At 66.0% G+C, this 26,001-nt stretch carries 25 protein-coding genes and 1 other RNA gene; 12 read left to right on the top strand and 14 right to left on the bottom strand.

Annotated features, from left to right (window positions below):
* Nucleotides 1–451: GNAT family N-acetyltransferase (locus E1263_RS32250; RefSeq protein ID WP_132174297.1), on the top strand; the 451-nt coding region annotated here is incomplete at its 5' end.
* On the opposite strand, the gene E1263_RS32245 is transcribed toward E1263_RS32250, so the two are convergent.
* Nucleotides 448–1,605 carry an alpha/beta hydrolase gene (locus E1263_RS32245; RefSeq protein WP_132174295.1) on the bottom strand — a complete coding sequence of 386 codons (1,158 nt, stop codon included), beginning with the start codon at nucleotides 1,603–1,605 and terminating at the stop codon, nucleotides 448–450. The two genes, E1263_RS32250 and E1263_RS32245, sit on opposite strands and share 4 nt — an antisense overlap.
* A gap of 59 nt (nucleotides 1,606–1,664) precedes the next feature.
* On the opposite strand from E1263_RS32245, the gene E1263_RS32240 reads away from it, so the two are divergent.
* Entirely contained in the window at nucleotides 1,665–2,141 is a 477-nt protein-coding gene (locus E1263_RS32240; protein WP_132174293.1) for a VOC family protein, read from the top strand.
* On the opposite strand, the gene E1263_RS32235 is transcribed toward E1263_RS32240, so the two are convergent.
* Complete coding sequence (locus tag E1263_RS32235) at nucleotides 2,138–3,040, bottom strand: aldo/keto reductase (RefSeq protein ID WP_132174291.1); 903 nt, start codon at nucleotides 3,038–3,040, stop codon at nucleotides 2,138–2,140. The two genes, E1263_RS32240 and E1263_RS32235, sit on opposite strands and share 4 nt — an antisense overlap.
* Before the next feature lie 91 nt (nucleotides 3,041–3,131).
* Here E1263_RS32235 and E1263_RS32230 point away from each other — a divergent pair, with 91 nt between their 5' ends.
* A complete protein-coding gene (locus E1263_RS32230) occupies nucleotides 3,132–3,629 on the top strand; it encodes an NUDIX hydrolase (protein WP_132174289.1) in 498 nt (165 codons plus the stop codon).
* Nucleotides 3,630–3,637: 8 nt separating this feature from the next.
* On the opposite strand, the gene E1263_RS42925 is transcribed toward E1263_RS32230, so the two are convergent.
* Nucleotides 3,638–3,805: a hypothetical protein gene (locus E1263_RS42925; protein WP_165956816.1), complete on the bottom strand. Its 168-nt coding sequence runs from the start codon at nucleotides 3,803–3,805 to the stop codon at nucleotides 3,638–3,640.
* A gap of 72 nt (nucleotides 3,806–3,877) precedes the next feature.
* Nucleotides 3,878–4,570, bottom strand: coding sequence for a helical backbone metal receptor (locus E1263_RS32225; protein ID WP_132174287.1), 693 nt, complete (start codon nucleotides 4,568–4,570; stop codon nucleotides 3,878–3,880).
* A gap of 292 nt (nucleotides 4,571–4,862) precedes the next feature.
* On the opposite strand from E1263_RS32225, the gene E1263_RS32220 reads away from it, so the two are divergent.
* Nucleotides 4,863–5,513: a histone H1-like repetitive region-containing protein gene (locus E1263_RS32220; protein ID WP_132174285.1), complete on the top strand. Its 651-nt coding sequence runs from the start codon at nucleotides 4,863–4,865 to the stop codon at nucleotides 5,511–5,513.
* Between the two features lie 58 nt (nucleotides 5,514–5,571).
* On the opposite strand, the gene E1263_RS32215 is transcribed toward E1263_RS32220, so the two are convergent.
* The gene (locus E1263_RS32215) at nucleotides 5,572–5,769 is read right to left on the bottom strand and encodes a hypothetical protein (RefSeq protein ID WP_132174283.1); all 198 of its coding nucleotides are present in this window, start codon (nucleotides 5,767–5,769) and stop codon (nucleotides 5,572–5,574) included.
* A gap of 47 nt (nucleotides 5,770–5,816) precedes the next feature.
* On the opposite strand from E1263_RS32215, the gene map reads away from it, so the two are divergent.
* Genes map through E1263_RS32200 form a run of 3 tightly spaced genes read left to right on the top strand, consistent with a single transcriptional unit; the run spans nucleotide 5,817 to nucleotide 7,379 of the window.
* On the top strand, nucleotides 5,817–6,665 hold the full coding sequence (gene map, locus E1263_RS32210) for a type I methionyl aminopeptidase (protein ID WP_132174281.1): 849 nt from the start codon (nucleotides 5,817–5,819) through the stop codon (nucleotides 6,663–6,665).
* Nucleotides 6,662–7,045 carry a GNAT family N-acetyltransferase gene (locus E1263_RS32205; RefSeq protein WP_132174279.1) on the top strand — a complete coding sequence of 128 codons (384 nt, stop codon included), beginning with the start codon at nucleotides 6,662–6,664 and terminating at the stop codon, nucleotides 7,043–7,045. The genes map and E1263_RS32205 overlap by 4 nt, the downstream gene beginning before the upstream one ends.
* Nucleotides 7,046–7,076: 31 nt before the next feature.
* Nucleotides 7,077–7,379 (top strand): hypothetical protein, encoded by a 303-nt coding sequence (locus tag E1263_RS32200; RefSeq protein ID WP_132174277.1) that lies wholly within the window; start codon nucleotides 7,077–7,079, stop codon nucleotides 7,377–7,379.
* Between the two features lie 40 nt (nucleotides 7,380–7,419).
* Here E1263_RS32200 and E1263_RS44425 read toward each other — a convergent pair whose 3' ends face one another.
* Nucleotides 7,420–7,740 carry a class I SAM-dependent methyltransferase gene (locus tag E1263_RS44425; protein WP_420323401.1) on the bottom strand — a complete coding sequence of 107 codons (321 nt, stop codon included), beginning with the start codon at nucleotides 7,738–7,740 and terminating at the stop codon, nucleotides 7,420–7,422.
* 1,231 nt (nucleotides 7,741–8,971) lie between these two features.
* Here E1263_RS44425 and E1263_RS32190 point away from each other — a divergent pair.
* A complete protein-coding gene (locus tag E1263_RS32190; protein ID WP_165956815.1) occupies nucleotides 8,972–10,417 on the top strand; it encodes an HNH endonuclease signature motif containing protein in 1,446 nt (481 codons plus the stop codon).
* Between the two features lie 110 nt (nucleotides 10,418–10,527).
* Here E1263_RS32190 and E1263_RS32185 read toward each other — a convergent pair whose 3' ends face one another.
* Both E1263_RS32185 and E1263_RS32180 read right to left on the bottom strand, forming a co-directional pair.
* Nucleotides 10,528–11,022, bottom strand: coding sequence for a GNAT family N-acetyltransferase (locus tag E1263_RS32185; RefSeq protein WP_132174273.1), 495 nt, complete (start codon nucleotides 11,020–11,022; stop codon nucleotides 10,528–10,530).
* Nucleotides 11,019–12,518 (bottom strand): S10 family peptidase, encoded by a 1,500-nt coding sequence (locus E1263_RS32180; protein WP_132174271.1) that lies wholly within the window; start codon nucleotides 12,516–12,518, stop codon nucleotides 11,019–11,021. Before E1263_RS32180 ends, E1263_RS32185 begins: the two co-directional genes overlap by 4 nt.
* 79 nt (nucleotides 12,519–12,597) lie before the next feature.
* Between E1263_RS32180 and E1263_RS32175 the strand changes: the two genes are divergently transcribed.
* Together E1263_RS32175 and E1263_RS32170 are read left to right on the top strand one after the other, a co-directional pair.
* A complete protein-coding gene (locus E1263_RS32175; protein WP_202869151.1) occupies nucleotides 12,598–12,981 on the top strand; it encodes an ester cyclase in 384 nt (127 codons plus the stop codon).
* Complete coding sequence (locus tag E1263_RS32170; protein ID WP_132174267.1) at nucleotides 12,981–13,502, top strand: TetR/AcrR family transcriptional regulator; 522 nt, start codon at nucleotides 12,981–12,983, stop codon at nucleotides 13,500–13,502. The genes E1263_RS32175 and E1263_RS32170 overlap by 1 nt, the downstream gene beginning before the upstream one ends.
* Here E1263_RS32170 and E1263_RS32165 read toward each other — a convergent pair.
* Genes E1263_RS32165 through E1263_RS32155 form a run of 3 tightly spaced genes read right to left on the bottom strand, consistent with a single transcriptional unit; the run spans nucleotide 13,489 to nucleotide 20,263 of the window.
* Nucleotides 13,489–14,610 (bottom strand): ThuA domain-containing protein, encoded by a 1,122-nt coding sequence (locus E1263_RS32165; RefSeq protein ID WP_132174265.1) that lies wholly within the window; start codon nucleotides 14,608–14,610, stop codon nucleotides 13,489–13,491. The genes E1263_RS32170 and E1263_RS32165 overlap by 14 nt on opposite strands.
* Nucleotides 14,611–14,620: 10 nt before the next feature.
* Nucleotides 14,621–17,437: a carbohydrate-binding protein gene (locus E1263_RS32160; protein ID WP_202869150.1), complete on the bottom strand. Its 2,817-nt coding sequence runs from the start codon at nucleotides 17,435–17,437 to the stop codon at nucleotides 14,621–14,623.
* A 12-nt stretch (nucleotides 17,438–17,449) separates the two neighbouring features.
* Entirely contained in the window at nucleotides 17,450–20,263 is a 2,814-nt protein-coding gene (locus E1263_RS32155; RefSeq protein WP_165956814.1) for a fascin domain-containing protein, read from the bottom strand.
* 189 nt (nucleotides 20,264–20,452) lie between these two features.
* Here E1263_RS32155 and E1263_RS32150 point away from each other — a divergent pair, with 189 nt between their 5' ends.
* Both E1263_RS32150 and rnpB read left to right on the top strand, forming a co-directional pair.
* A complete protein-coding gene (locus E1263_RS32150) occupies nucleotides 20,453–20,821 on the top strand; it encodes a DUF952 domain-containing protein (RefSeq protein ID WP_132174259.1) in 369 nt (122 codons plus the stop codon).
* 8 nt (nucleotides 20,822–20,829) lie between these two features.
* Nucleotides 20,830–21,229, top strand: an RNA gene (rnpB, locus tag E1263_RS32145) — RNase P RNA component class A.
* Nucleotides 21,230–21,283: 54 nt separating this feature from the next.
* Here rnpB and panB read toward each other — a convergent pair.
* From panB to E1263_RS32130, 3 genes are all read right to left on the bottom strand, one after another.
* Nucleotides 21,284–23,308: a 3-methyl-2-oxobutanoate hydroxymethyltransferase gene (panB, locus tag E1263_RS43855; protein ID WP_238161724.1), complete on the bottom strand. Its 2,025-nt coding sequence runs from the start codon at nucleotides 23,306–23,308 to the stop codon at nucleotides 21,284–21,286.
* A 152-nt stretch (nucleotides 23,309–23,460) separates the two neighbouring features.
* A complete protein-coding gene (locus E1263_RS32135; RefSeq protein WP_132174257.1) occupies nucleotides 23,461–25,233 on the bottom strand; it encodes an NAD+ synthase in 1,773 nt (590 codons plus the stop codon).
* 9 nt (nucleotides 25,234–25,242) lie between these two features.
* A complete protein-coding gene (locus E1263_RS32130; RefSeq protein WP_132174255.1) occupies nucleotides 25,243–25,782 on the bottom strand; it encodes a P-loop nucleotide/nucleoside kinase family protein in 540 nt (179 codons plus the stop codon).
* Nucleotides 25,783–26,001 lie beyond the last annotated feature (219 nt).

Below are 26,001 nucleotides of genomic sequence, written 5' to 3'. Positions count from 1 at the left end.
GGACCTGGGGTGGGTGGTGCAGTCGCATGCGGAGACGTATGCGGCCGAATACGGGTGGGGGTTCGCGTACGAGACGCTGATCGCGCAGATCGTCGCCGCGTATGCCACCGACCACGACGCCACGCGTGAGGCTGCCTGGATCGCCGAGGTTGACGGCGAGCGCGTCGGGAGCATCTTCTGCGTGCGCGGCCCCGACGAGTCGACCGCGAAGCTACGCCTCCTGCTGCTGACCCCAGCCGCGCGCGGGCGCGGTCTCGGCGCGAAGCTCGTCGACACCTGCCTCGCCTTCGCCCGCGAGGCCGGCTACAAGCGCATGGTCCTCTGGACCAACGACCCACTCGTCGCCGCCCGCCACATCTACCTGGCCCGTGGCTTCCGCCTCACCAGTACGATTCCCCACAGTGATTGGGGCGACAGCCTCCACGGTCAAACCTACGAACTCGACCTCTAAGAAGCACACGCCGGCGCACCCGGCGCCGGCGTATTGCGGAGTGCATGCGATAAGAACGTGCGCACATACCCGTTCTGTACGGCGAGGGCGCGGCGGCTGTCGGCGGAGCCCAGGTCGAGGTGTTTGCGCAGCGGCCAGGCCAGGTAGTAGGCGCCGTAGTCGGTGAAGTTGAGGTGCCGAGTGTCCTCGACGGTCGCGCACCACGACGTATTGGTGCTTGCCTTGAGCAACGATAGTGCGCGGGCTCGATCGGTGTCGCCCTTGGCGTCCGGGCCGCAGACGCTGGTGATGCACGAGTCGTCGGCGCCGAGCAGCATGATCGGTGCCTGCACACCCTTTTTCACCGCATCCCCGAACTGACGTCCGTCGATGTCAACGGCCGCTCCACACCGCGCGTCGGTCCGGCACGCTTCCAACGCAGCCGCGCCGCCGAACGAATGCCCGACGTACGACGGACCGAAGGCCGGGTCAACGCTGTCCGGCAACTCGGCCGCCAACTGCTTGGCCGCGAATCGCGCATCAGCGGCCCAAACGCCCACGAGATGATCGCCGGTCTTCAATCCACCCGGCGAGTTGTCCTCAGGAGCCGGCGGCACGGCGGCCGGCATGCTCGCGATCGTCTGTCCGCCAATCACACTGAGCTTGGTGCTGTACGTCGGCGTGACCCCAGCCACCAGATATCCGTGACTCGCAAGGTCTTCGGCCAGCGCTGCATACATCGGTGCCGACAGCCCCATCCCCGGCAACAACACCACCACGGGGAATCGTCCCGGCGCGACCGCGGCATGATCGATCGCGTGGTCGCGGACCTCGTCGATCGGTCCCTCGAAGATCGACCACGGGCCCTTCAGCTGCTGCCCACTCCACTGCCCGGGCGCATACGCCGCCTTCCGCCCGGTAACCCCCTTCGCCACCGGGTACCAGACAAAGACGGCCAGCTTCCGCGGCCCAGCGACGTACGGATCCTTGCGTGCTGTGTCGGTCCAGTCGAACACCTGCCGACCGACCTGCAGTTGGCCAGTGGGCATAGGCAACGACACCGGCGTCGACCGCTGCACCAACACCCACCCCACGGACCCGCCGGCACCGACAACCACCAACAGCACCAGAATCACGATGCCGTTCCGCGCTTTCCGCAATCCCCGCCGAGCCATACCCTCAGCCTTCCATAAGAGGACACGCCTTGACCGCTACCTCGGCGAGCATGGTGGACATGACCAAGAATCCGGGTGGTAAGTCGACCGTCACACCGTACGTCGTCGTCCGCGGCGCCGAGCAGTTTCTCACCTTCGTGGAGCACACCTTCGAGGTGACAGCGTCCGGGCGCTGGCCCAACCCGGACGGGACGATCGGTCATGCCGAGATCACCGTGGGGGAGTCGGTGCTGATGACGTTTGACGCGCAACCGGACTGGCCGGTGACGCCGAGCTTCCTCAGCGTGTACGTCGATGATGTCGACGCGACGCTGGCTCGTGCGGTCGAGGCGGGCGGCGTGGTCGTCACCGAACTGATGGAGTCGCGGATCACCGGCGACCGGGGTTGCCGGGTGAAGGATCCGGTCGGCAACATCTGGTGGTTGCAGACGCACCTGCGCGACTTCGACCCCGCAGGCTTCGCAGACCCCGAGGAGGCGGCGAAGATGCAGATCGCGCAAGAGACGTTCGCCGTCGAGATGCGGAGCCGGATCTAGATCCAGGGGAGTGCGGAGCGTTCGGTCCAGTACTCCTCGGGTTGCTGAACGAACTCGGCTAGTGGGCTGTCGGTGCGGAAAGCGAGGTTGCTTTCGAGTTGCTCGGCGGTGGTCGCGCCGCTGAGGACTACGTCGGCCCAGGGCTGGGCAGCAGCGGCGCCGATGGCCAGGGAGTCAGGGGCGATGCCGTGCTTGCGGGCGAAGACGTTGAACGGCGTCTCGCCCGCCTTCGCCGTCAGCCGGCCGTTGGCAACGGCTTCCTTGACGACGACGAACCAGCCGGCGTCGTGCGCTTCGGCGAGGGCAGCACCGGCTGAGGTCTCCAGGACGTTCCAGGTGGACTGGACCGCTGTGAAAGGACCGTCAAGCTCGAGTGCCTTCCGCAACGCGGCCGCCTGATGCGGCCCGCTCGTCGACAGACCAATCCGTACGCCGGTCTCTGCGAGCTCCCGTAACCGGTCCAGCAGCTTTGCGTCGCCGAGTGCCGGACTGTCGGTCGTCAAACTGTGCACGAGGTAGAAGTCCGGCGTACCGCCCAAGGCCTGCAAGGTCTCGGGCCACTGCCGCTCGAAGGTTGCGAGGGCGTGGTCCTTCACCTCGTGGGTCTCGGCGTTGTGCTGCCAGTCGGCGACGTAGGTGTAGCCCCACTTGGAACCGACGGTCAGTTGGGCGCGACGTTCCGGAGTCAGCCACTGGCCGAGGAACTCTTCGGCAAGCCCGTAGGAACGCGCGGCGTCGAAGTAGCGAACACCCGCCTGCCACGCCTGCTCGAGGAGTTCGTGCGTGCGTTGGCGCAGGTCTTCAACGGCTCGACCAGCCGGAAGATCGTCGTCGTGACCGAGGTTGATGTACCCGGGGCGACCGAGTGCGGCAAGACCTAGACCGATACGCGCTGTCATACGTTCGATCGTAGATGTCTTAGGCAACAACTCGGGAGACGCGCCGTATTGCACGACATGAGGTGCGCACAGTCGTCTAGCGTTTTGTGGTGTGAGTGAATCTCGGTTGCCACCTCCAGGTACCGTCGTCCGCCGGACGACGGCTCGTGTGCTGCCGGTGCGCCCGGACGGCAAAGTGCTGTTGCTGCACGGCTGGGATCCGCTTAAACCTGCCGTTCCGTACTGGTTCACGATCGGCGGTGGCGTCGAAGCGGGCGAGACCGTGCTGGACGCAGCCTGCCGTGAGCTGCGCGAGGAGGTCGGCATCGTGCTGCCCAAGGACGCACTCGGGACGCCGGTGGCGACGAACACGGTCGAGTTCGAGTGGGGCGGCGCGCGGATGATTCAGGCGCAGACGTTCTTCGCGGTCGCGGTCGACACGGTCGACGTCACGTTCGCGAACCAGGAGGAGCTGGAGCTGCAGACGATCAGCGCGCACGGCTGGTGGTGGGGCGACGACCTCGAGGCGACCGGCCAGGCCGCCCACGTCACGATCCCCGGAATCCTCCGGCTGGCCGCCGACGCGATTACGCTGCGCCGCGCCTCATAAACACCCGGTCAGCGGGAGCGGGCTTCTTTCAGGACCTTCTTCGGGACCTTCTTGTCGACCTTGTAGGTCACCCGGTCAAGCCGCTCCGCGCAGCCGGCATCAGCCAGCCGCTTCAGGACGACCGGGCACTTCTTGCACCTCGGCTTGTCCTTGCAGCACTTTTTCTTCGCGGTCATTTCAGGCACCCGCCGAGCGTAGGTGAGGCAAACCTAACTGTCTAGTTGAACCGGCAGGAACCGTGTCGCAGGTCACGCCAGTTGTTCGCTGAGCAGTGCGCGTGCCTCGACCAGTGACGGTCCGTACCAGGTCAGATGACGCCCGGAGACGCACTTTGCGGGCTCCCGAAATGCTTCCGGACCATCGGTGGGTGCAAACGCATAAGGCTCGTCCGGCAACACCGCGACGTCGTACGGCGGCAATGTTTCGGGGTCGAACCGGGGATATCGTTCGGCCGATTTCGCGAACACGTTATCGACCCCGATCCGGCGCAGCAGATCACCCGCGAACGTGTCCCGTCCCAATGCCATCCACGGCCGCCGCCAGATCGGTACGACGGCACTGCGGCGCGGACCGGAGTACGGCGTGCTCCACACCGAACGTGCTTCGCGCAGCCACGACGGGACGTCGCCGACGATCGCGATCAGCAGTTCGTCGAGTTGATCGAGCGCTTCGTCGACAGTCGCCGGTGAGGTCATCCAGACAGTGATGCCGCGAGTGCGCAACGCGTCGAGATCGACGGCGCGGTTCTCTTCGGCGTTCGCGATCACGACGTCCGGAGCGAGTGCTTCGATGCGTTCGAGATCGGGGTTTTTGGTGCCGCGTACACGCACCACATCGAGCGTGGGCGGATGCGTGCACCAGTCCGTTGCGCCGACCAGAAGTTGTGCGTGTGTCACTGCGATCGACTCCGTCAACGAGGGCACAAGACTGACCACGCGCATCGCTTCACCACTCCGTTTCAACTCCGTTGCCAACGACAACACTGTGCCAAACGGCCGTTCGACACGAACTTTGTGCGCGTGTCGTGAAGAAATTCTGGAAGCCTTCCGGTGTCTTGGCGGTGTGTTGGAAACCCTTCTGTACAACGCTTTTTGGAAATTCGTTGCCGGTTTGTCCGCCGGTCGCCTTGACCCAAAGGCGTTTCGGGTGCTTTACGAAGGCGCAAAGTGTTGTCATCATCGGTGACGACGAGGAATCCACCGTGGTTTTCCTCAGCCGCACAAGGAGGCAGAAGTGCCAGCCAAGAAGGCAGCCGCAGGGAAGGCGACAGCCAAAAAGGCTTCTCCCGCCAAGAAGACTGTCGCGAAGAAGTCCACCGCCGCGAAGACGACGACCGCGCGGAAGGTGGTAGCGAAGAAGACAGTCGCCACGAAGGTGAGTGCGGCAAAGTCGACCGCCGCCAAGAAGACGGTGGCGAAGAAGGCCCCGGCGAAGAAGGCCACCACCGCGAAGAAGACTGTCGCGAAGAAGGCTCCGGCCAAGAAGGTCGCGGCGAAGAAGGTCGTAGCGAAGAAGGTCGTTGCCAAGAAGGCTCCGGCCAAGGTTGCGGCGAAGAAGGTCGTAGCGAAGAAGACCGTGGCGAAGAAGGCTCCGGCCAAGAAGGTCGCCGCGAAGAAGACGGTTGCGAAGAAGGCTCCGGCCAAGAAGGTCGTGGCCAAGAAGGCGCCGGCGAAGAAGGCCGTAGCGAAGAAGACGGTCGCCAAGAAGGTCGCTGCCAAGAAGGCGCCGGCCAAGACCGTGGCGAAGAAGGCTCCGGCGCGCAAGGTCGCGGCGAAGAAGGCTCCGGCCAAGAAGGTCGCCGCCAAGAAGACCGTGGCTCGCAAGGCCCCGGCCCGCAAGGCACCTGCGCGGAAGGCACCGGCCCGTAAGGCCGCTGCCCGCTGATTTCAGCACCAAGAAAGGGCGCCACCAGATCTGATCTGGTGGCGCCCTTTGGTGTTTCTCAGTCTTCTTCGTCGTCCCGGTTGCCGTTCTTCCAGGCCTCGTTGCGTTCCTGGACTATCTCCAGTGCTCGAGCTGCTTCTTCCGGCGAACTGTAGGGTCCCAGCCGGTCCCCGGACTTCGCGCCCTGGTACGGCTCGACCTGGCCGGTCTTGGTGTTGTAGTACCACTCGTTGCTGTGATCGTCGCTCTTGGACATGACCACCTCCCGGAACTCTTGGCGCTCGTTACTAAGATGTTCCCACCATGTCGATCCTTACTCCCGGCACCATCTCGCCGCGCCGCGAAGTTCCTGCCGCCATTCCGCGCCCTGAATACGTCGGCAAGCCGGCCCCGACGCCGTACGACGGCTCCTACGTCACCTCGCCGGAGCTGATCGAGAAGATGCGGGTGGCGAGCAAACTCGCCGCGCAGGCGCTGCAGGCGGTCGGTGCCGCCGCGAAGCCGGGGGTGACGAGCGACGAGCTCGACGCGGTCGGTCACGACTACCTGGTCGAGCGCGGTGCGTACCCGTCGACGCTCGGCTACCGCGGCTACCCGAAGTCGTTGTGCACGTCGGTCAACGAGGTCATCTGCCACGGCATCCCCGACGACCGCCCGCTCGAGGACGGCGACATCCTCAACGTCGACATCACCGCATTCCTCGACGGTGTGCACGGCGACACCAACGCAACCTTCCTGGTCGGCGACGTCGACGAGGAGAGCCGCCTGCTCGTCGAGCGCACGCACGAGGCGCTGATGCGCGGCATCAAGGCCGTCAAGCCCGGTCGCCAGGTCAGCATCATCGGCCGCGTGATCGAGTCCTACGCGAAGCGCTTCGGCTACGGCGTCATCCGCGACTTCACCGGCCACGGCATCGCGACCTCGTTCCACTCCGGCCTGATCATCCCGCACTACGACGACGAGCGCTTCGACGACATCATCGAGCCCGGCATGACCTTCACCATCGAGCCGATGCTGACCCTGGGCACCTACGACTACGACCTGTGGGACGACGGCTGGACCGCCACCACCAAGGACAAATCCCGTACGGCGCAGTTCGAGCACACCCTCGTCGTCACCGACACCGGCGCCGAGATCCTCACCTTGCCGTGATCCTGCAGCGCTACGAACACGCACACCTGGCCGGCATCGTCGCCCTCTGCGATGCCGAGGGCTGGCCCAGCTTCGGCGCGGACCTCGAACGCGCCCACGCCACGCTGACCGCGCCAGGTGTGACGAGCGTCGTAGCTCTCGACGGCGACCTGGTCATCGGCTTCGCTTACCTCCTGAGCGACGGCCATCTCCAGTCCTACCTGTCAATGATGGCCACCCACGCCAACTACCGCCGCAAGGGCGTGGGGCGCGCTCTCATTGCCTACGCACACCCGCTCACAGGCGCACAACGCGTTGACGTGATCACCGACACCGCCGAGGCCTTCTACGCGTCCTACGAACACCACAAGACGCTATCGGGCTTCCGCATCTACCCGTAGCCGCGAACCTTTCGCCTGGCACACTGCCCGGATGGATCAGGGTGGGGACCAGACGCCGGCTTTGACTGTCTCGCGCGTGCTGCGCGGGTTGTTCGACATCAACACGATGTACGAGGGCGAAGGCAAGCGCTGGTGGGTGTGGTGGCTTGCTCGCATCCTGCTGTGGGGACTCGGCGGGTCGCTCGGCGGCCTGCTGTGGGAACTCGTCACCGACACAACCGCCGACGGTCGCCCCTTCTACGAGCGGCTCCTCACCAACGTCTATCTCTGGACCACGCTGCTGACTACTGGCGTCCTGGCGCTTTATGCCCGACGAGATGGAACACGCGACTGAGCCCGCGACAAGGATCGCGCCGACTGGCTTTCGGCCGCGCCTAATCAATTCGCCGATCTCCGACGGCGCATCGAATGATTCCAACGCGTCGGCCCCTCCAAGTACCCCAGCACAGCACCACATCGAACTGGCGGCCCTGTGCGGCCTCTACAGCGCCAGCGCCGTCCGACAGCACAAACTCCACCTGCACGCCCGCAGGCACCCGCTCACGCCTCTCCTGCAGCATCGCAGGCGACGAGTAGGGCAACGTCACGCCATACCCGAGTTGCGCCAACAGAAACGACTGGTGCCCCGCGCCCCCACCCACATCAAGCACACTCGCAAGCGCGGGAGGCAAATGCTCCAACAGCTGCTGGTGCATCACATAAGTCCGCACCAGCCCCTTCACCAACAGCACTGCAGTCCGTCCGCCCAGCGAAGCACGCGGTCGACCCGCCCGCGTCCTTCAATGGGAGATCCGTTCAAGTCGCCCCTTCTCCAATCGAATTTTGAACCGAGAACAGCAACGCGACCGGAGACCCCCTCGTTTTTCGTGCAGCAACCAAAGCCCGGAACCCCAGACAACGGCCACCGTGGACGCGGCCTGTTTTCTGGACCGCAACCAAAGCCCGGAACCCCAGACAACGGCCACCGTGGACGCGGCCTGTTTTTCTGGACCGCAACCAAAGCCCGGAACCCCAGACAACCGCCACCGTGGACGCGGCCTGTTTTTCTGGACCGCAACCAAAGCCCGGAAGCTCAAATGGCGTGAGCCTCGGTCGCCGGTCTCGCCATCTCGCCTGAGCCAACGCGGCGACCAGCCACCCGCTTTTCGAGTCGGCCGGTCGCGGCGAGCAACCAGGCACCCACGCCCCCGGCCGAGTCCTCGCCGGACCTTAACCGGGACTGCGGAACCCCGCCCGCCCCAAGGGCAATCGACTGAACCCTCCGAGCGCGCCTGTGCTGGGCGGGAAAGCTCCGATGGTCGGAGCGGCGATCCTAGTAAGCGTTGGCTGGAGCGGGCCGGTGGAGTGCGGTGGCGTGATCGGCAGTGCCTGAGGTTGGTGTCGAGGCCGGGGAGTTCTGCCTGTCGATTCCGGTTCATTCCGCTCCCCAGCCTCGACCGCTGCCTGGGGAAGGTCGCGTGGAATAGGACAGCTAGCTTTGTGGATCGCCAAGGCCACCAGCTGCCCTCCTCGCTCCACAAAGGCAAGCCCGCGCGCCGAACGGACGCACTTTGAGAACCCATCAACCGTTTTGGCGCGCTCTGCGTGGTTGGTGCGTTCTCAAAGACGCGCAGCGGGCTCAGAGCTGGGTTGGCGATGCGCGCGGAACCTCGCGAAGCCAGCGCGGCGTCAGCCGTGAGACGACCTCGCCGCCGGCAGCAACCACAGCTCGTTAGCTCAGGCAACGAAGAACGCGGGCACCGGCCTCGATCGACTGAACTCTTCAAGCTCACCAAGTCTGAGGTTCCGGGCCGTGCTGAGGCTCACGACTTCGAGGGACCGGCTGGGTGTGGGCTGGTGTGGGCTGACAAAGTAGCCCACAGAAAACCTTGCAGATAAGGGCTTTCCGGCCAGAAACTGTCGGTGGCCGTGGCTATGCTTTTGGGTATGGAGATGTTGACGATGCCCCCGGTGTGGTCCTTGAGTGTCGCCGAATTGGTGACCTCGCTGGACACTGCGCATGCTGTCAGAGCGGCACTCGACACCTTCATCCTGCAAGCTGGTGGGCGCCTCGACGAGATGGGTGCCGCGCAAGAGCTCGGTGCCCGCGACACTGTCGATTTCTTGTCCGAGCGGTACCGGGAGGCTCCTGCCGAGGTTCGTAAGGCTCTGGCGTTCATGGCTGCTTTGCGTAAGTACCCGCTAGTGGCTGAGGCGTTGCCGGATCCGACAGATCCGGCTCGGCCGTGGACGATGCGTCCCGCGCAGGGCATGGTGATCGTCGAGACGCTGGAGAAGGTTCCGTCGACTGTTTCGGTCGAGACGCTCGAGTTCACCGAAAACCAGATGGTCGGCGTCGCGAAAGACCAGGACCCTCGTCGGCTCACCAAGTTCGGCAACGATGTCCTCGCACGGCTCGACACCGACGGCGCGGAACCTTCTGAGGAAGAAGCGCATGCGAAGAGGTCGCTGCGGTTGCGGCAGGTTGATGGCGGGGTGAAGTTCTCCGGGTTCTTGCCTGGTGCTGATGGTGAGCAGCTCACGACCCAGATCCACATGTTGTCGAAGCCGCATAAGACTGTTGATGGTGAGCGTGATCCGCGGCCACAGGACGTGCGGCAGGCTGATGCTTTGGTAGCCACCATGGACGCCGCGGCCGGCAACCCTGACCATCCGGGTGTGCCGCACCTGACCGTCACGATCGACTTCGATGATCTGAAGGCGGCTGTCGGTGAGACGGCGGGTGCGGTTGGTGAGTTGGTGTTCGGGAACAACCTGTCCGCCTCAGCGGTGCGGTTGCTGGCGTGTGACGCCGCGATCCTGCCGATTGTTCTGGGTGGCGACTCGCAGCCGCTGGATGTTGGGACCGAGCAACGGTTCGTGAATCGGTATATGCGGCGGGCGTTGATCAAGCGCGACAAAGGCTGCGTGGTGTGTAAGGCACCGCCGTGGATGTGCCATGCCCATCACATCATTCACTGGGCCAACGGTGGTCCGACCAGCATGCAGAACCTGGTGTTGCTGTGTGCGTCGCATCACCGGGCTGTGCATGCGGGCCAGTGGGCGGTAGCGATCACCGGCGGCATCGTGAACGTGACCCGGCCGAGCTGGGCCGATCCATCACCGGTGACGGACCCTGCTGTTCTGGCCGCCGCCATCAGCTGGGCCAACGCAGGCAGCACAAAGGCGGACGGGGGCAACGTCAAAGCGGGCAGGGCCAGCGCTGTCAGCGACCCGATGTACGGGCAGCCGAACACGCTCCCCGCAACCAGCAAGCTCCCGAGCCCGACGCTAGCCGCCAAACGCGAAGCGTTCCGCGCCCACCTGACCGCAATGGTCCCCAACTACACCGACCCCTGGTCCACCAACGCCAACCCAACCGCTGGCCCGTAGGCCCCGCCTGCCCCCACCGCCCTCAGCCTCCGCGTGGATACCACCTCGCGGAGCGCTGAGGCATGCCCTCAACTACGCCGATTCCGCAATAGACTCCGGGCGCCCACTCGCTACCCCCGAACGACAGCCCAATCGGTGAAACCGCAAGACGCGTACAGCGCCCGCGCGGGGTGGTTGTCATCGGCAACGCGGAGCGCCAGCGGACCATTGACAGCCTGGGCGCTCGCGGCGAGCAGCACTCGCGCTAGTCCGCGCCGCCGCCAGCTCACCGCGGTGAACAGTTCGACAATGAACCGGCAGTCCGGCGTATCCGCCCAGGGCGCACGCTCCACCACCAAGATCGCGCCCACCAACTCATCCCCGCACCACGCAAGCCGGCTGGCCACGCCATCCAGCACGCCGTACGAGCCGTCGAACGTCAGCCGGATGTCGTCGACCTCCTCAGCCTCGGACTCTGCAGCGACCCCAGGCTCGTACGCCGCGAAGTACAACCGCCCCAGCACGGCGATATCCGCCACCAGCGGCGAACGCAGTACGACGTCATCCAACGCCGGCACGGCGAACTCGGCGAACTCCGGACGCTGGCGGATCAGCGTGCGATTCATCGGTTGGAGGAGGCTCCGATGAAGGCGGCGAGGTCGGCGGCTTGCTGGATGCGGGACTCTTCGTGGACGTACATCATGTGGCCGGCCGGGTAGTACTTGACCTCGATGTTGCCGGTGAGCTCGCGGGGGATCTGCAGGCGGGCGAGGGTGTGCTCGGTGGCGAAGTACGGCGTTGCGCCGTCGTAGTGGCCGGAGGCTACGTGGACCTTCAGGTGCGGATTGGTACGGAGTGCTTCGGCGAGCTTGTCGGCGACGGTGATCTGCTGGCCTTCGAATTCCTTGTAGGACCAGTTCTTGGCAGCTTCCCAGCTCAGCGTCTCGTACGGCAGGTCGTTCTCATACCCGAGTTCGGCGCGGACGTAGTGGTTCAGCGCCGCGCTGTAGGGGCCGATGATGGCGGCGAACGACGGGTCCTTGCCGGTGGCATCAATCGCGTAGTCGACCTCCCACCCCGTGAAGCGGCCGTCCAAACGACCGACGGTACGGCGCTGTGACCGCAGCAGCTCGGTGTAGAACCGCTGATGCTCGATCCGCAGATCTACGCGATCGATGTAGTCCTCGCTCAAGCCGGTCAACGCCGCGAGCCGCGTCACTACCTCGGCCCGGTAGTCGTCCGGGATGCGGTTGCCCTGGGCAAGCGCATTCGGGTAGCGGCCGGCTGCGAATCGCTCGGCGTCGGCGAGCAAATCTTCCAGCGTCCGGTCCGGGATCAGCCCGTGGTAGTGCGCAATCGCGGCGTACGTCGGCAGGAACAGCGTGTACGGCAAGTCGTTGCCCGGGGCAAAGTCGAGCGTGCCGAACTCCAGCACGGCCGAAATCAGCATTACGCCGTTCAAATACATCCCGTACCGCGTCTGCAGATGCGCGGCCAGTCCGGCGGCGCGCGTCGTACCGTAGGACTCACCGGCCAGGTACTTCGGTGAGATCCAGCGTCCGTTGCGCGACGTCCATAGCCGGATCACTTCACCGACAGACTCCAGGTCGCGCGTGAAGCCGTGGTACTCGCCCGGCTTCTCACCCTCGACCGCCCGCGAGAATCCGGTCGAGACGGGGTCGATGAACACCAGGTCGCTGTGCAGCAGCAGGCTCTCGTCGTTGTCCACCAGCTCGTACGGCGGCGCTGCCAACGCACCGGCATCACCGGAGACGACCCGGCGCGGTCCCAGCAGCCCGAGGTGCAGCCAGATGCTTGAGGAGCCCGGCCCGCCGTTGAACGCGAACGTCACCGGTCGCTCGGCCGCCTCGGCGTCGTCGAGGGTGTAGGCGGTCAGGAAGACCTCGGCCTTCGCCTTGTGCCCGTCGAACTTGCCGTCGGTCAGCACCTCCTCGCGCAACACGATCCGTCCGGTGGTCGCGGTGTACTTCAGCTCGCGTCCGCCAATGGTCACCGTGTGCCGGGTCGCCACCAGGTCGTCGACCGGCGTCGCCGCCTTCTTCTCCTGAGGGGCCAGCTTGTCCTCGGTGGTGGTTGCCGGTGTGCTCTCATCCGTCGCCATGCGCAGCACCTTAATCGACGGCTCGTGTCGCCCTGCTATGTTTAACAGGAGTGTCAAACATGAGCGAAAGGGATGCCCGGTGACATCGAGTGAGCTGGTGGAAGCTTTCTGGGATCAGGTCTGGAACGCGCACGACCCAGACGCCGTGGAGCGCTTCGTCATCCCGGACTTCGTGATCACCAATGCCGGTCACGACATCGTCGGCCGGGACGCCTTCAGAGAGTGGATCCGCGCGTTCCTCCAGCAACTCCCGGACCTGCGGCTAGACGTGATCGAGACCTTCGAGAACGCCGACGGCACGCGGGTCGCCTCGCGCTGGCGGATCCACGGCACGAACCAGGGCTACCTGCCGACGGCGGAGCTCGGCGTACCGATCACGTTCAGCGGCACGGCGGTCTGGGAGGTGCGCGACGGCAAGCTTGCGCACAACTGGGTCGAGCGATCGGCCGCAGAGGTCGCCTGATGGCCGGCGTCCGGCAGTTCGACGAGGACACCGCGCTCCAGCAGGCGCTCGATGTGTTCTGGGAACGCGGTTGGCAGAGCACGTCGATGGTCGATCTCGCGGCCGGCACCGGCGTGCAGCGCGGCTCGCTCTATCACGCGTACGGCGGCAAGGAGCAGATCTTCCTCAAGGCCTTCGACCGCTTCGCAGAGTCATTCCTGAGCAGTGCTGCCACAGCGCTCGCTGCCAAGCAACCGCTGAACACCTTCTTCGACTACTGCATCGACTCGATCACCAGCGGGCGCGGATGCTTCTCCACGCGAACAGCAGTCGAGGCGGACGCACCCGCCGTACGGGCTGCTGTTCAGCGGCTGCTGGATGACCTGGAGGAGTTGTTGATTCCGGCAACTGGTTCCCGGGAAGCGGCGCGGCTGGTGGTGACCACGACGCGCGGCCTCGCGGTGCTGGAGCGGGTGTACGGCGACCCGGAGCGACTCCGGGCCACCGCACGCACCTTGGTTCAGGCGATCAGCTCACCGTGAAGCTGTCCACGTCGAACAACGAGCCCGACCCACCACTGAAGGTCAGGAACAACGCGCCCGTCCCCGCAGCCAGCGTGGTCGAGACCGTTTGGAAGTTCTCCCACCCACCAGTGACCGGTACGGCGACAGTCCCCAGCACAGGCCCTGTCGCCGAACCCGAGCGGACGCGGATCGTCCCACCCGCACCACCCGACGAGATCCGGGCACTGAAGCTGGTCTTGCCCGAGACGTTCACCTGCGAATACCCAGCCCAGTCACCGTTGTCGATGTAGCCGAGGGTCCGGCCACCACTAGCCCCGTTGTGCGCCGCAACCTGTACGCCGAACTGCGACGTGAACGCCTCGCCCTCGATCTGCGTGACCGGGGGAGTCGACGTCGCACCAGCGGCGTACTGGATGCCACCGAGCAGGTGCTGCCGGAAACTCGCGTCCGAGTACGACTCGATCGTGTGCCCGAACCCGGTGTAGAACGACCGCCCCGATCCCTGCGCGTGGTACCAGGCGATCGGGTGATCGCCCATGTTTCCGCCGCTGTAGGTCGACTCGTCCAGGTTGATCAGCACGTGTACATTCGGCCGCGGGTTGGTGCGGTAGTTGTACAGCTCGTCCGTCCGGACCCACGTCGTACCGAGGTGTGCGGTCGATTGATGAGTGCGGTCCTCGACCCGTGCGGTCACCTGCTGGATCGCCGGGTGACTGTGGAACCAGGAGCCGCACAGCTGACCGTAGTACGGCCAGTCGTACTCCGTGTCCGCCGCCGCATGCACGCCGACATACCCACCGCCGCCGTTGATATACGACTCGAAGGCCGCCTGCTGTGTGGCGTTCAGAATGTCCCCGGTCGTGCTCAAGAACACCACCGCCTTGTACGCCGCCAACGACGATGCGGTGAACACATTGGCGTCCTCGGAGGCGGTCACGGTGAACCCGTTCGCGGCACCCAGATCGCGAATCGCCTGGATCCCCGCCGGGATCGAGTCATGCCGGAAACCAGCCGTCTTGCTGAACACCAGCACCTGGTACGGCGCCGCGAACGCCGGAAGGTTGTTCAGGCCGGCGACCACTAGTCCACCGGCGATCAGTGCGGTACGACGAGTGAAAGTTGTCATGGCTAGCCCCTCAAGGAGTGACGGTGAAAGTGTCGACGTCGTACAGGTTTCCGGCGCCGCCGACAAAGGACAGGAACAACGACCCACTCGCTGAGCCGTTCAGTGTGGTGCTGACGGTCTGGAAGTTCTCCCACCCGCCAGTCACCGGTACGGCGACCGATCCGAGCAACGTTCCTGTCGCGGACCCAGCGCGGATCTGGAGCGTGCCACCGGCCCCGCCCGACGAGACGCGCGCGCTGAAGCCGGTCTTGCCCGCAGTGCTCACCTGCGAGTACCCGGCCCAGTCGCCGTTCTCGATGTAGCCGACGGTCGCGCCGCCGCTGGCTGCCGCATGGGCAGCCACCTGAACGCCGGACTGCGAGGTGAAGGCCTCACCCTCGGTTGCAGTCGGACCAGTCGCGGTCGTGTTCAGCGTGAAGGCGTCGAGGTCGAAGAGACTGCCCTGACCTGTGACGCCCTTGAATACGAGGAACAGTTGCGTGGTCCCCGCCGGTTTGTTGGCCAGGTTGGCGGATACGTTCGTGAACGTGTCCCAGCTACCGGTCGGCGCAACGTTCGCCGTACCGAGCAGCGTTCCGGTCGCTGACCCAGCGCGCACCTCGAGCGTGCCACCAGGACCTGCCGACGAGACGCGAGCGGTGATCGACACCGCGTTGCTGACCGCGTACGGCGTGAATGAAATCCAGTCGCCGTTGTCGACGTACCCGGCGGTCTTCCCGCCCTCGGCGGTTCCGTGGTCCGCCAGCTGAATCCCGGACTGCGCCGAGAAGTGCTCCGCCTGCCGGTGCCGCGGCTGTAGCTTGCGCGCGCTGTGCGTGGTCAGCCCGCCGTTGTCGGTGTACTCCGCGTCGAACACGCCGTACACGTTGGCCGCCGGATCGTGCTCACCATCCACCGGTACGGCGATCGATCCGCTGCACCCGTTCTTGGACGTGATCTGGTGCTGGTGGACGTCATGGCCGAGCAGGTAGGTCACCTTGACCTTGGTGCAGTCGATCGTCCCGTCCTCCGGGTCGGACACAGTCACCTGGAACGGAACGGTGTCGCCGAAGGAGAACAGTTGGCCATCAGCGGGTGTGGTCAGGTTGACCGCTGGCGCGGTGTTGCCCACGCTGATCTGAACATTCGCCGTACCGGTCAGGCCGGTCGGGTCCTTGACGGTCAACGTGGCCGTGAAGTTGCCGGCCGTGTTGTAGGTGTACGACGGATTGGCCTGCGTCGACGTGCCGCCATCGCCGAAGGCCCATTGGTAGGTCAGCGCGCCGCCCTCGGGATCTGAGCTTCCCGCGGAGGAGAACGCGACGGTCAACGGCCGACCGCCGGAGGTCGGCGTACCGGTGGCCTTGGCGACCGGGTTTCGGTTCTGGGCGCCGATGTACTCGATCCGCCAGAGCGCTTGGTTGTTCGCGCCGGTGCCGTAGTCGAGCACGTAGAGAGCGCCATCCGGACCGAACGCCATGTCCATGACCTGGGTGCCGCTCCACGGGAACGCGCCGATATCGCCGACCCCGCCGCTGCCAGTGACCTCGATCGCTTTGATCCACTGGCGACCCAGCTCACCGGCGAAGTAGCGGCCGTTCAGCGAGGCCGGGAACTTGACCGGCGAATTGAGGTTGGCATCGAACCGGTAGACCGGGCCGCCCATCGGCGACTCCGAACCGCCGTTGCCGAACTCAGGCGGCGTACCGGCATCACCGGCGTACCGGATCCAGGCTGGCTGAGCGGCCGGCAGCGTGGTCCGGCCGGTGTTGCGGAACGAGTTGTTGGTGGGGCCACCCGTGCAGTTGAACTTGGCGCCCGACGGGCCGCTCGGGAACTGGAAATCGTTGTAGGTCTCGTCGTTCGTGTTCGTGCCGGTGCAGTAGGGCCAGCCGAAGTTGCCCGGGGCAGTGATCCGGTCGAACTCGACCTGGCCGTTCGGACCACGGTTCGGGTTCGTGACGCCGGCATCCGGACCGTAGTCGCCGAGGTAGACGATGCCGGTCGGCCTGTCGACACTCATCCGGAACGGGTTCCGGAAGCCCATCGCGTAGATCTCCGGCTTGGTCTGCGCGGTCCCGGGCGCGAACAGGTTGCCGGACGGGATCGTGTAGGTGCCGTCGGGTTGCGGCTTGATCCGGAGCAGCTTGCCGCGCAGGTCGTTGGTGTTGCCCGACGTCCGCTGCGCGTCGAACTGCGGGTTGCGATCGGTCCGCTCGTCGATCGGCGTGTAGCTGTCGGACTGGAACGGGTTGCTGTCGTCGCCGGTGGTCAGATAAAGGTTGCCGGCAGCATCAAAATCGAGATCGCCGCCGACGTGGCAGCACTGACCGCGGTCGTTCGGGACCCGCAGCACGATCTTCTCGCTGGCCAGATCGAGCGTGTTGTTGGCCGCGAGCGTGAACCGCGACAGGTGCAGCTCACCCTTCCACGCGTCCCAGGTCGCCTGCGTCCCCTCGGTCGGCGCATCGCCGTCGGGAGTGTTCAGACGCGGGGAAAAGTATAAGTAGACATAGCGATTGGTCGCGAAGTTCGGATCGACCGCGACGCCTTGCAGACCTTCCTCGTCGTGCGTGTAGACGGTGAGCTTGCCGGCCAGCGACGTCGTACCGTTCACGTCGGTGATCCGGACCGACCCGTCGCGAGCCGTGTGGATGACCGAGCGGTTCGGCAGTACGGCGAGCGACATCGCCTCGCCGAGTTCGTTACCCCCACTGGCGAGCGAGATCTGCTGGTAGTCGCCGGGGGGAATGGTCGACCCGGCTTGGGCGGATGCGGTGAGACCCACCGCGGCGGTCAGGACGGCGGCGATCACCAGGGAGATCCGCCGGACACTTCTTGTGCGCATGGACATTCTCCGTCAGTTGTCGATCAGGTTGAACTGTTCCCAAGGACCGATCGCCGTTCGGTTGGCGATCAGGGCGGCGGTGCCGGCGTTCTCGGCGCAGACCAGGTTGTTGTTGATCTGCGCGCGGAAGCTGACCGTGCCGTCGCCGTTGCGGATCAGCTGGAAGGTCTCCCACGAGCCCACGGCCGCGTTCTTCGCCAGCAGTGGCGCCGCACCGGCGTTGTCGGCGGCAACGAACAGGCCATTGGCCTTCGCCTTGAGCGAGACGTTCCCGCCGCCGAGATCAGCCATTTCGAACTGCTGCGCCGTACCGATCGTGGTGCTATCGGCGATCAGCGGCGTACCGGTTCCGGCGGTCACGTACTTGCCGTTGGCACGCGCCCGCAGACTGATCGTGCCGGTGCCGGGGGTGGCCGGCGGCAGGCCGATCGTGACTCGGTCATACCGCCGAGCCGCGGTGGCCGGCGTACCGGATAGTGCTTGGAAGGGCTGGACGGCTGAGCCGGTCTTCTCCACCAGGTAGGACCGGCCGGTCTGCGCCGGGATCGTGAACGTCGCATTCGACTGCGCCGCGACGACCGTTGCCCGGGTCTGTCCGTCCAGGACCGTGACACTTTGCCCAGGCCAAGGACTCCGTACGGCGAGTTGCTGGTTCGCGCCGGACGTGATCGCGACCGTGGTCGGCGTACCGCCCGAGATCTGGACGTGCACACGCGATTTGTGGCCGATGGCAACCGTCCCTTCGCCGGTCCAATCGGCCGGCCAGGCCGGGGCGATTCGCAGCAGACCGTCGTAGTCCTGAGCCAACGCCTCCGGTACGGCGGTCGCTAGCACACCGGACTGTTCGATGTACGGCTCAGAGGCCGGTTGTGAGGTGAAGCTGGCCATCCCGCTCGGATAGACCTGGAACTGTCTCGTGGCTGCGAGCAACGAGGTCTTCACTTCAGCGGCCATCCCGAGTCGGGCGGCGTGGAGCGAGTCGTAGCTCCAGGTATGACTGTTGACGTAACTGCGGGACGTAAAAGTCCGGCGACCCAGAGCCGAGTTGTCGCCGATCAGACCGAACGGCCAAACAGCCTCCAGGCCGATGTTCTCGAAGTTGCGCCGCTGCGCCGCGGGCTGGGTGGACGGGCCGATCATGGTGTTGCCGCTGGCATCGTCTGCCGGCGTGAGGAGTTGTTGCTGCGTCGCGGTATCGGTACGCGGCAGCGTCTGGATCTTCGGGATCGCCGCGTTGAGCTGACTGACCAGCGCCGCGTCGACGTTGAGAAGCTGCGCAGCCTTTACCGCGACCGGGAAGAAGGACTGCATCGCCGCGACATCGGTGGTCGGGTCGGTGACGTCCCACTGGGTCTCGTGCGCATTCGACCTGGTGTGCAGCTTGCCGTCCGAGCCGGTGGTCGCGTGCGAGAGCAAGAACTGCGCCGCACCCTTGATCAACGGATAGTGCTTTTCGAGAAAGGCCCGGTCGTCGGTCATCCGGTAGTGCTCCCAGACCCACAGACCAACCTCGGCGCCGGTCGTGACGTTCAACGAATTCCACATCGGCGGGATCGTCGAGTCGCATGACGCGTTGTCGTTGCCGCCGTTGTAGGTGCCGTTGCCGTTGAACCGCATCGTCTCCGGGACACAGAGACCCTGCTTGCCGGGCATATGCGCGCTGGTCCACGCCGCGATCGCGTCTCGGTTGTCGTTGTAGAGGCGGAACATCGGGTCGTTGAGGCCTGGTAGCCCGGCGGCCAGGTTCGCGGCGACCTGCATCCGCAGGTTCCAGAACCAGTAGCCGGCTGGATACCAGTCGCGCTTGTCCTGCGAGAACGTGAACAGGTCGGCGACACCAGCCTGCGATCCGGGCAGTACACCGCGACTTTGCGCCGCACTCGCATAGAGGAAGATCGTGCGTAGGTTCTCGACATAGTCGCCGGTCCCGTCCGCCGAACTGATCTTGATCAGACCGGCGGAACTCCAGTAGTTGTGCCACCACTGCAGATGCGCGTTCCGCACCTCACCCTGTGCCGCGCCATTCAGTACGGCGTTGGTCGTGGCGATCGAGTCGCCGCCGGTCCAGGTCGGCGCTGCGACGACTACCCGGAACGAACCGTCGGCGTTCGGCTGGAAGCTCACCTGGCCGGTGAGGTTGTTCGGGGTGGACGCAACGACATTGCGGCCGCCGGCAGTGATCCCCGCCAGCGATCCGAACGTGCGGCCGGAAGCACCTGCGCCGTTGTTGTCGACCCACGTTTCGGCTAGGGCCGCCGTACCGGCTGCTGCTCGGGCTTGTGGGGAGCGGCCGCTCCACAACTTCACCTGGGCGGTCTGCGTGCTGTTCGGGTCGGCGCCGGTCACGTCGACGACGAGCTGCTGGGTGTCCGCCCGGACGAAGGCGGTCAGGGTCATACCGCCGCCGGCTTGGCGGAGCATGCCGTCGTACAGGTCGAGGGTGCCCTTGAAATCGGCTGCGGTGGTGAGCCGGGACAGGCCCGGAATCACCAACTGGCCAAGGGATTTGCGGTCGGGGAACGTGTCGGTGCGGTTGAGTTGCGCGGTGAAGCCGTCAGCGGCCCAGACAGCTGCGCCGAGAGCGCCGTTGCCGAGCGGGAGGGACTCGGCAGGTGCCGTGTTGGGTCGCTGGAGGACGACGTCGGACCGCCGGACGACATTCGGGGTGTCGACGACAAACGCGCCGTCCCGCCACGCCGTCGTACCGGGCGCAGCACTCGCCGGTCCACTGGGTAGGAGCGTCGCGGTCAACGCGAGGCAGAGGAGTATCCGGGGGAGGAGTTTCGGCCGAATTCTGGGCAGGCGTGATCGCACGAGAACGTGCATCGAACCTCACTGAGGTGCTGGGGGCGGACCCATCGGCCGGGTGCGGGGCGAACCCTGGGTGCTATCGGATGTTTCCTGTCCCGAAGCGTCACGTCAAGACTTCGTTGGGCGACCATCCAAACTAAATGCCAAGATCTTGCGCGGCTTGTCTCACTCTTTGCACCCGACCGGATCTCCTACAGTGTGCGCATGGCGACGATTTTTCACCTCGCGTTTCCGGATCAGTGGGCGGCAGCGGTTGAGGCCGGCTGCTACAAGTGGTCTACGCGCGGGAAGTCTCTTGATGACGGCGCGACGTTCATTCATGCGTCGCGGCATGATCAGGTCGCGATGGTGGCGAACTTCGTGTACGACGATGTGGCCGGGCCGCTGACGTTGCTGGTGATCGATACCGAGCGGCTGGTGTCGGCGCTGTGCGACGAGGATCTGGACGCGATCGGGATGACGTTCCCGCACATCTACGGCCCGCTGAACCTCGACGCGGTCCTCGATGACCGCCCGTACGAGCGCGGTCCCGACGGTCGATGGCCGGAGGTGGCTCCGGAACCCGTATCCTGATCGTGGAACGGGTCGGCCGGGCGATCGCGTTGTCCACGCAAGTGGGCGCCGAGGAAAGTCCGGACTCCACAGGGCAACGTGGTGGGTAACGCCCACCCGGGGCAACCCGCGGGACAGTGCCACAGAGAACAGACCGCCAGCGGCTTCGGTGAACCCCGTGGTTCATCGAGGTGCGGGTGAGGGTGAAACGGTGGTGTAAGAGACCACCAGCTCCCCAGGTGACTGGGGAGGCTAGGTAAACCCCACGTGGAGCAAGGCCAAGAAGGGCGCCGGGCAACCGGCGTCCGCGCGAGCGTTCGAGGGCTGCCCGCCCGAGCTCGCGGGTAGGCTGCTAGAGGTGGCTGGCAACAGTCGTCGTAGATAGATGGTCGCCGACAACAGGATCCGGCTTATAGGCCGGCCCGTTCCCCACCCCGCAGCAACCGCGGGGGTGACATCGGCGTGGTGTCAGAAGGTCTGGTGTCAGAAGGTGTGGTCGTCGGTGGGGAAAGCGCCGTTGGCCACGTCGGCGGCGTAGGCGGTGGCGGCTCCGGTGAGGATGCCTCGGAGGTCGGCGTACTGCTTGACGAAGCGGGGCATGGTGCCGGAGCGCAGGCCCGCCATGTCTTGCCAGACGAGGACTTGTGCGTCGGTGTCGCGGCCGGCGCCGATGCCGATGGTCGGAATGGAGACCCGTTTGGTGATCTCGGCGGCTACGTCGCCGGGGACCATTTCGAGGACGAGCGAGAAGGCGCCGGCTTCGGCGAGGGCTACGGCGTCGTCGATGAGGCCGGCGGCTTGGTCGCCGCGGCCTTGGACTCGGTAGCCGCCGATGCTGTGCTCGCTCTGCGGGGTGAAGCCGATGTGCGCCATCACGGGGATGCCGGACTGGGTCAGCTTCTCGACCATCGGCACGACGGTGCGGCCGCCCTCGAGCTTGACGGCGTGGACGCCGGATTCCTTCATGAAGCGGACTGCCGTGTGGAAGGCCTGCTCCGGTGACGCCTGGTACGAACCGAATGGCAGGTCGGCAACGACCAGCGACCGGTCGACGGCATTCGCCACTGCACGCGCCAACGGGATCAACTCGTCGACGGTCACGCGCAGAGTCGTGTCGTAGCCGAAGACATTGTTGGCGGCGGAATCGCCGACCAGGAGGACCGGGATGCCGGCCTGGTCGAAGATCTCGGCGGTGTATTGGTCGTACGCCGTCAGCATCGCCCACTTCTCGCCGCGGTTCTTCATATCGCGCAGGTGGTGGATGCGGTAGCGCCGCGGTCGCGTCGGGCCATCGCCTGAGCCGCCTCCCGAACCGCCTCCGCCGCGGAGAACGCCGGAATCGGAGGAGACGTTCTCGGACGGTGCCGACGAGTTCGCGACGTCCGGCGTACCGGTGGTTGCGTTCGGCTGGGCTCGGCGGGCAGCGCGATGGGAGGCGACGTGCTCGGCATGGACCTGGCTGGGGGCGTCCTGCTGGACGTCGGCCCGGCGGCGGGCGCCGATGCGCGAGCGCGGTTCGCTCACGGGAGCGTTGCCTTCGTACTCCGCACTCGGATCCGACAGGTAGCTCGGCCCTGCCGGCTCAGGTGAAGGTGCCGGCGGCGCCGAAGGAGCAGGCGACGGCGGCTGCGGGGCGGACGGTGTAGGCGGCGCCGGTGCCTGCTGCTGGACCGGAGGCTGCGGGGGAGTCGGCGGCTGCAACGGCTGCTGGGCAGGCGGCAGCGGCAGCGGCCCGGTCTGCTGGCTGGGCGCGGACTGCATCGGGCTCAGGCCGTTGGTCGGCGCAGGTGGCTGCAGCGGCAGCGCACCGGTCGTCGGCGGTACGCCGTTCTGTTGCGGCGCCTGGCTGCTCCAGTTGGCCGACCCGTTCGAGGCAGGCGGCGCATGCTGCGTCAGCCCGTTGCTGCTCTGCGGCGCGGCCGGGGGCCGCGGCGGCTGCAGAGGCGGCTGCTGGGACGGAGCACCCTGACGAGGCGGTACGCCGTTGGTGCCGTTCGACGGCGGGAACGGGCTGGGCCGGTTCTGGGCAGGCGGCTGCTGCGGGCGGAACGGGTTCTCCTGCGGGTACGCCGGTTGCCCGTACGACGGCTCGTCGCCCCGCGGCTGCTCACTGCGGGCCTGCGGTTCGCGCTCGCCGTAGTACTCGGCCCGCTGCGGCTGATCGCCGTACGGGGGACGCAGTGGCTGGCCCTGCGGCGGAGCAGGCGGAGCGGGCTGCTCGGTGTACCGCTGCTGCGGTGGCGGCGCGGCGGGCGGGGAGCCCGGCAGGTACGGCGGCTTCGGCACATACGGCTGTTGCGGCACCGGGCCGCGCTCGAACTGCCGCGGTGCGTTCGGCAACTGCGGGGCCGGGTCGAGGCCGAGCCCATTGGGCCGGTCCCGCCAGGGCTCGCTGTCGTAGTCCGAACGGCGGTTCTCTTCGGTTGTCCGGTTCGACGGTCCGGTCCCGTACGGCGAGGGCAACTCCTCGTCGTCCTGGGTACCGGCCGACCTGAAGTTGTCAACCATGGGCTCATCGTCCCACCGATGCGGTGGGTAAGCGCTACCGGCTGTCGCTGAGGAGTCAGTCACATTGTCATTGGGCACGCCAGAGTCACCGGAGACCTCTTCGGAAGAGCCCCACGGTGTGTCCTCGGATGGGCGGTACCGCCAGGAGTCGCTCAGTGCTCGGCTGCCTTCCGTGCGTCCTCACGCCATGCATTCGTGATCGGCAACCGGCGGTCCCGGCCGAAGGCCTTGTGCGTGATCTTCGGGCCCGGTGGATACTGCCGGCGCTTGTACTCCGCGCGGTCGACCAGCTGGATCACCTTGCTCACCAGTTCGGTCTCGAATCCGGCCGCAACCAGCTCAGCGCTGCCGCGGTCGAGCTCGACATAGTCGTCCAGCATGTCGTCGAGCAGGTCGTACGGCGGCAGCGAATCGGTGTCCTGCTGTCCCGGACGAAGCTCGGCGGACGGGGGTTTGGCGATCGAGTTCTCGGGGATCGGCGGCTGCTTGCCGCGCTCCTTGGCGTCCGCGTTGCGCCACTTGGCGAGGCGCCAGGCGACGGTCTTCGGAACGTCCTTGAGCGGCGCGTAACCACCGACGGCGTCACCGTAGATGGTGGAGTAGCCGACCGAGAGTTCGGATTTGTTGCCGCAGGCAAGTACCAGGTGGCCGTCGGCGTTCGACAATCCCATCCACACAACGGCTCGCACCCGGGCCTGCAGGTTCTCTTCGGCGAGCCCGGTCAGACCGAGGGTGTCGATGAACGGCTGCACCATCGGCTGGATCGGGATCACGCGATAGTTGAGGCCGGTGCGCGCGGCGAGCTCGGCGGCGTCGTCCTTGGAATGCTCACTGGAGTAGACACTCGGGTTCGAAATGCCGAAGACGTGTTCGGCGCCGATCGCGTCACAAGCGATCGCGGCGACCAGCGACGAATCGATGCCGCCGGACAGACCGAGCAGGACCGACTTGAAGCCGTTCTTCTGGACATAGTCGCGCAGGCCGGTGACGATCGCGCCGTACATCTCGGCCTCGTCCGCCAGCCGCGGTGCGACAGCCGCTGCGATTGGCTCGTACGCCGGGAGTGCGTCCTCGTGGATGACGGTGTGCACGATCTCGATGCCCTCGTGCGTGCCGGCCGGCGTACCGGTCGCGGCAGGGAGCTCGAGGTCGACCACCATGCTGCCCTGCTCGAACTGCGGGGCGCGGGCAAAAATATTTCCCTCGGCGTCGGCGATCAGCGAGTCGCCGTCGAAAACAAGCTCGTCCTGGCCGCCGATCAGGTTCACATAGGCGAGCGCACAACCGGCCTCGCGAGCACGCCGCGTGACGAGCTCACCCCGGACGTCGTCCTTGTTCGCCTCGTACGGCGAGCTGTTCACCACCAGCAGCAGTCCCGCGCCGGCGGCCTTCGCGACCGCAACCGGACCGCCGTCCTGCCACAGGTCCTCACAGATCGCGAGAGCCACATCGATCCCGTGGATCCGAACCACCTGCAACGTGCTGCCCGGAACGAAGTGCCGGAACTCGTCGAACACCCCGTAGTTCGGCAGGTGATGCTTCACCGCACTCGTGACGACCCGGCCCTGGTGAATAACCGCCGCGGCGTTGGTAGGCGAGCCCTTCGGCCGCCCCAGCCGGTCGACACCCATCGCCGTACCGGTGGCGCGGTCCAGATACCCACACACCACCACGATGTCGCCAAGACCTTCGGCAGCCAACCGCTCCGCCAGCCCTTGGATCTTCGCCTGCGAAGCAGCCACGAACGACCCACGCAACGCCAGGTCCTCCACCGGATAACCAGTCAGCGCCAACTCCGGAAACGCCACCACATGAGCACCCCGCTCAACAGCGTTTCGCGTCCAGGCAACGATCTTCTCGACGTTCCCGTCCACATCACCGACAGTCACGTTGAGCTGCGCAAGAGCCACCCGAAGCTGAGACACGAGAGCACACTACTGTCTCCGCTGGTCTTTCCACCCCCCGATCCACCTCAAAACCCGCACAACGTTGACCTCGCTGGGCTGCATCGCATCCGCCCGCAAGCACTCCCGCCGCAGCCCCGGGTACTCCGCCCGCATCCGCTCGACGTGATCCCACCCCACTTCGTGCCACCCCGGAATCCCGCGCCGCCGCCCCTCCAGCCGCTGCCGATGCACGTCCACATCCCCACAAACACACTCGATCACTCGCAACCGACCGCCGTACTCAGCGGCCAGTCGTTCCCACGCATCAGCCGTCGCGTCATCCACCAGACAGTCCACGATCGCCGACTGCCCGAGCATCAACTGCCGCCGGACGAGCGTTTCCAGCAGCCCGTAATACATCGCCAAGAACTCCGGTCGCGAGAGACCGTCCAACACACCATGCGGCTTCAGCGCCCCCAACAACCAGTCGCCGGCAAACACCGGAACCCCCAGCCGTCGCCCCACCTCCTCGGCCAGCGTCGACTTCCCCGTTCCCGGCAAACCGGTGAAGACCACAACCTGCTCCATGCGTCAGACGGTAGAGCGGATCTGTGCCACTCACTAACTGTCCGATCGGCCGCCCGCGCGGATGGTGCTGAGCCTGAATTGGGCGAGGCGCGCGAGGTTGGTGAGTGGTAGCGGTCCGCCGGCAGCGACGAAGGTTCCGGGGGCGGGGACTTTTGGTGGATGTTGTGTACGGCGGGAGTCGGTTGACTGGCGTTATGACGATGACTGGTGGGCCCACTG

The organism is Kribbella antibiotica (assembly GCF_004349055.1).
In the GTDB taxonomy this organism is placed as follows: Bacteria; Actinomycetota; Actinomycetes; order Propionibacteriales; family Kribbellaceae; genus Kribbella; species Kribbella antibiotica.
The sequence above is the reverse complement of the archived record's forward strand: the minus strand, read 5'-3'. Positions and strand labels throughout refer to the sequence as shown.

Coding starts and splice junctions, on each gene's coding strand:
- E1263_RS32170 (WP_132174267.1), top strand. CDS start 12,981: ATGGCCGGCGTCCGGCAGTTCGACGAGGACACCGCGCTCCAGCAGGCG.
- E1263_RS32215 (WP_132174283.1), bottom strand. CDS start 5,769: ATGTCCAAGAGCGACGATCACAGCAACGAGTGGTACTACAACACCAAG.
- E1263_RS32190 (WP_165956815.1), top strand. CDS start 8,972: ATGGAGATGTTGACGATGCCCCCGGTGTGGTCCTTGAGTGTCGCCGAA.
- E1263_RS32240 (WP_132174293.1), top strand. CDS start 1,665: ATGACCAAGAATCCGGGTGGTAAGTCGACCGTCACACCGTACGTCGTC.
- E1263_RS32200 (WP_132174277.1), top strand. CDS start 7,077: ATGGATCAGGGTGGGGACCAGACGCCGGCTTTGACTGTCTCGCGCGTG.
- E1263_RS32225 (WP_132174287.1), bottom strand. CDS start 4,570: ATGCGCGTGGTCAGTCTTGTGCCCTCGTTGACGGAGTCGATCGCAGTG.
- map (WP_132174281.1), top strand. CDS start 5,817: ATGTCGATCCTTACTCCCGGCACCATCTCGCCGCGCCGCGAAGTTCCT.
- E1263_RS32160 (WP_202869150.1), bottom strand. CDS start 17,437: ATGCGCACAAGAAGTGTCCGGCGGATCTCCCTGGTGATCGCCGCCGTC.
- E1263_RS32130 (WP_132174255.1), bottom strand. CDS start 25,782: ATGGAGCAGGTTGTGGTCTTCACCGGTTTGCCGGGAACGGGGAAGTCG.
- E1263_RS32235 (WP_132174291.1), bottom strand. CDS start 3,040: ATGACAGCGCGTATCGGTCTAGGTCTTGCCGCACTCGGTCGCCCCGGG.
- E1263_RS32155 (WP_165956814.1), bottom strand. CDS start 20,263: ATGCACGTTCTCGTGCGATCACGCCTGCCCAGAATTCGGCCGAAACTC.
- panB (WP_238161724.1), bottom strand. CDS start 23,308: ATGGTTGACAACTTCAGGTCGGCCGGTACCCAGGACGACGAGGAGTTG.
- E1263_RS32150 (WP_132174259.1), top strand. CDS start 20,453: ATGGCGACGATTTTTCACCTCGCGTTTCCGGATCAGTGGGCGGCAGCG.
- E1263_RS32185 (WP_132174273.1), bottom strand. CDS start 11,022: ATGAATCGCACGCTGATCCGCCAGCGTCCGGAGTTCGCCGAGTTCGCC.
- E1263_RS32245 (WP_132174295.1), bottom strand. CDS start 1,605: ATGGCTCGGCGGGGATTGCGGAAAGCGCGGAACGGCATCGTGATTCTG.
- E1263_RS44425 (WP_420323401.1), bottom strand. CDS start 7,740: ATGCACCAGCAGCTGTTGGAGCATTTGCCTCCCGCGCTTGCGAGTGTG.
- E1263_RS32180 (WP_132174271.1), bottom strand. CDS start 12,518: ATGGCGACGGATGAGAGCACACCGGCAACCACCACCGAGGACAAGCTG.
- E1263_RS42925 (WP_165956816.1), bottom strand. CDS start 3,805: ATGACCGCGAAGAAAAAGTGCTGCAAGGACAAGCCGAGGTGCAAGAAG.
- E1263_RS32165 (WP_132174265.1), bottom strand. CDS start 14,610: ATGACAACTTTCACTCGTCGTACCGCACTGATCGCCGGTGGACTAGTG.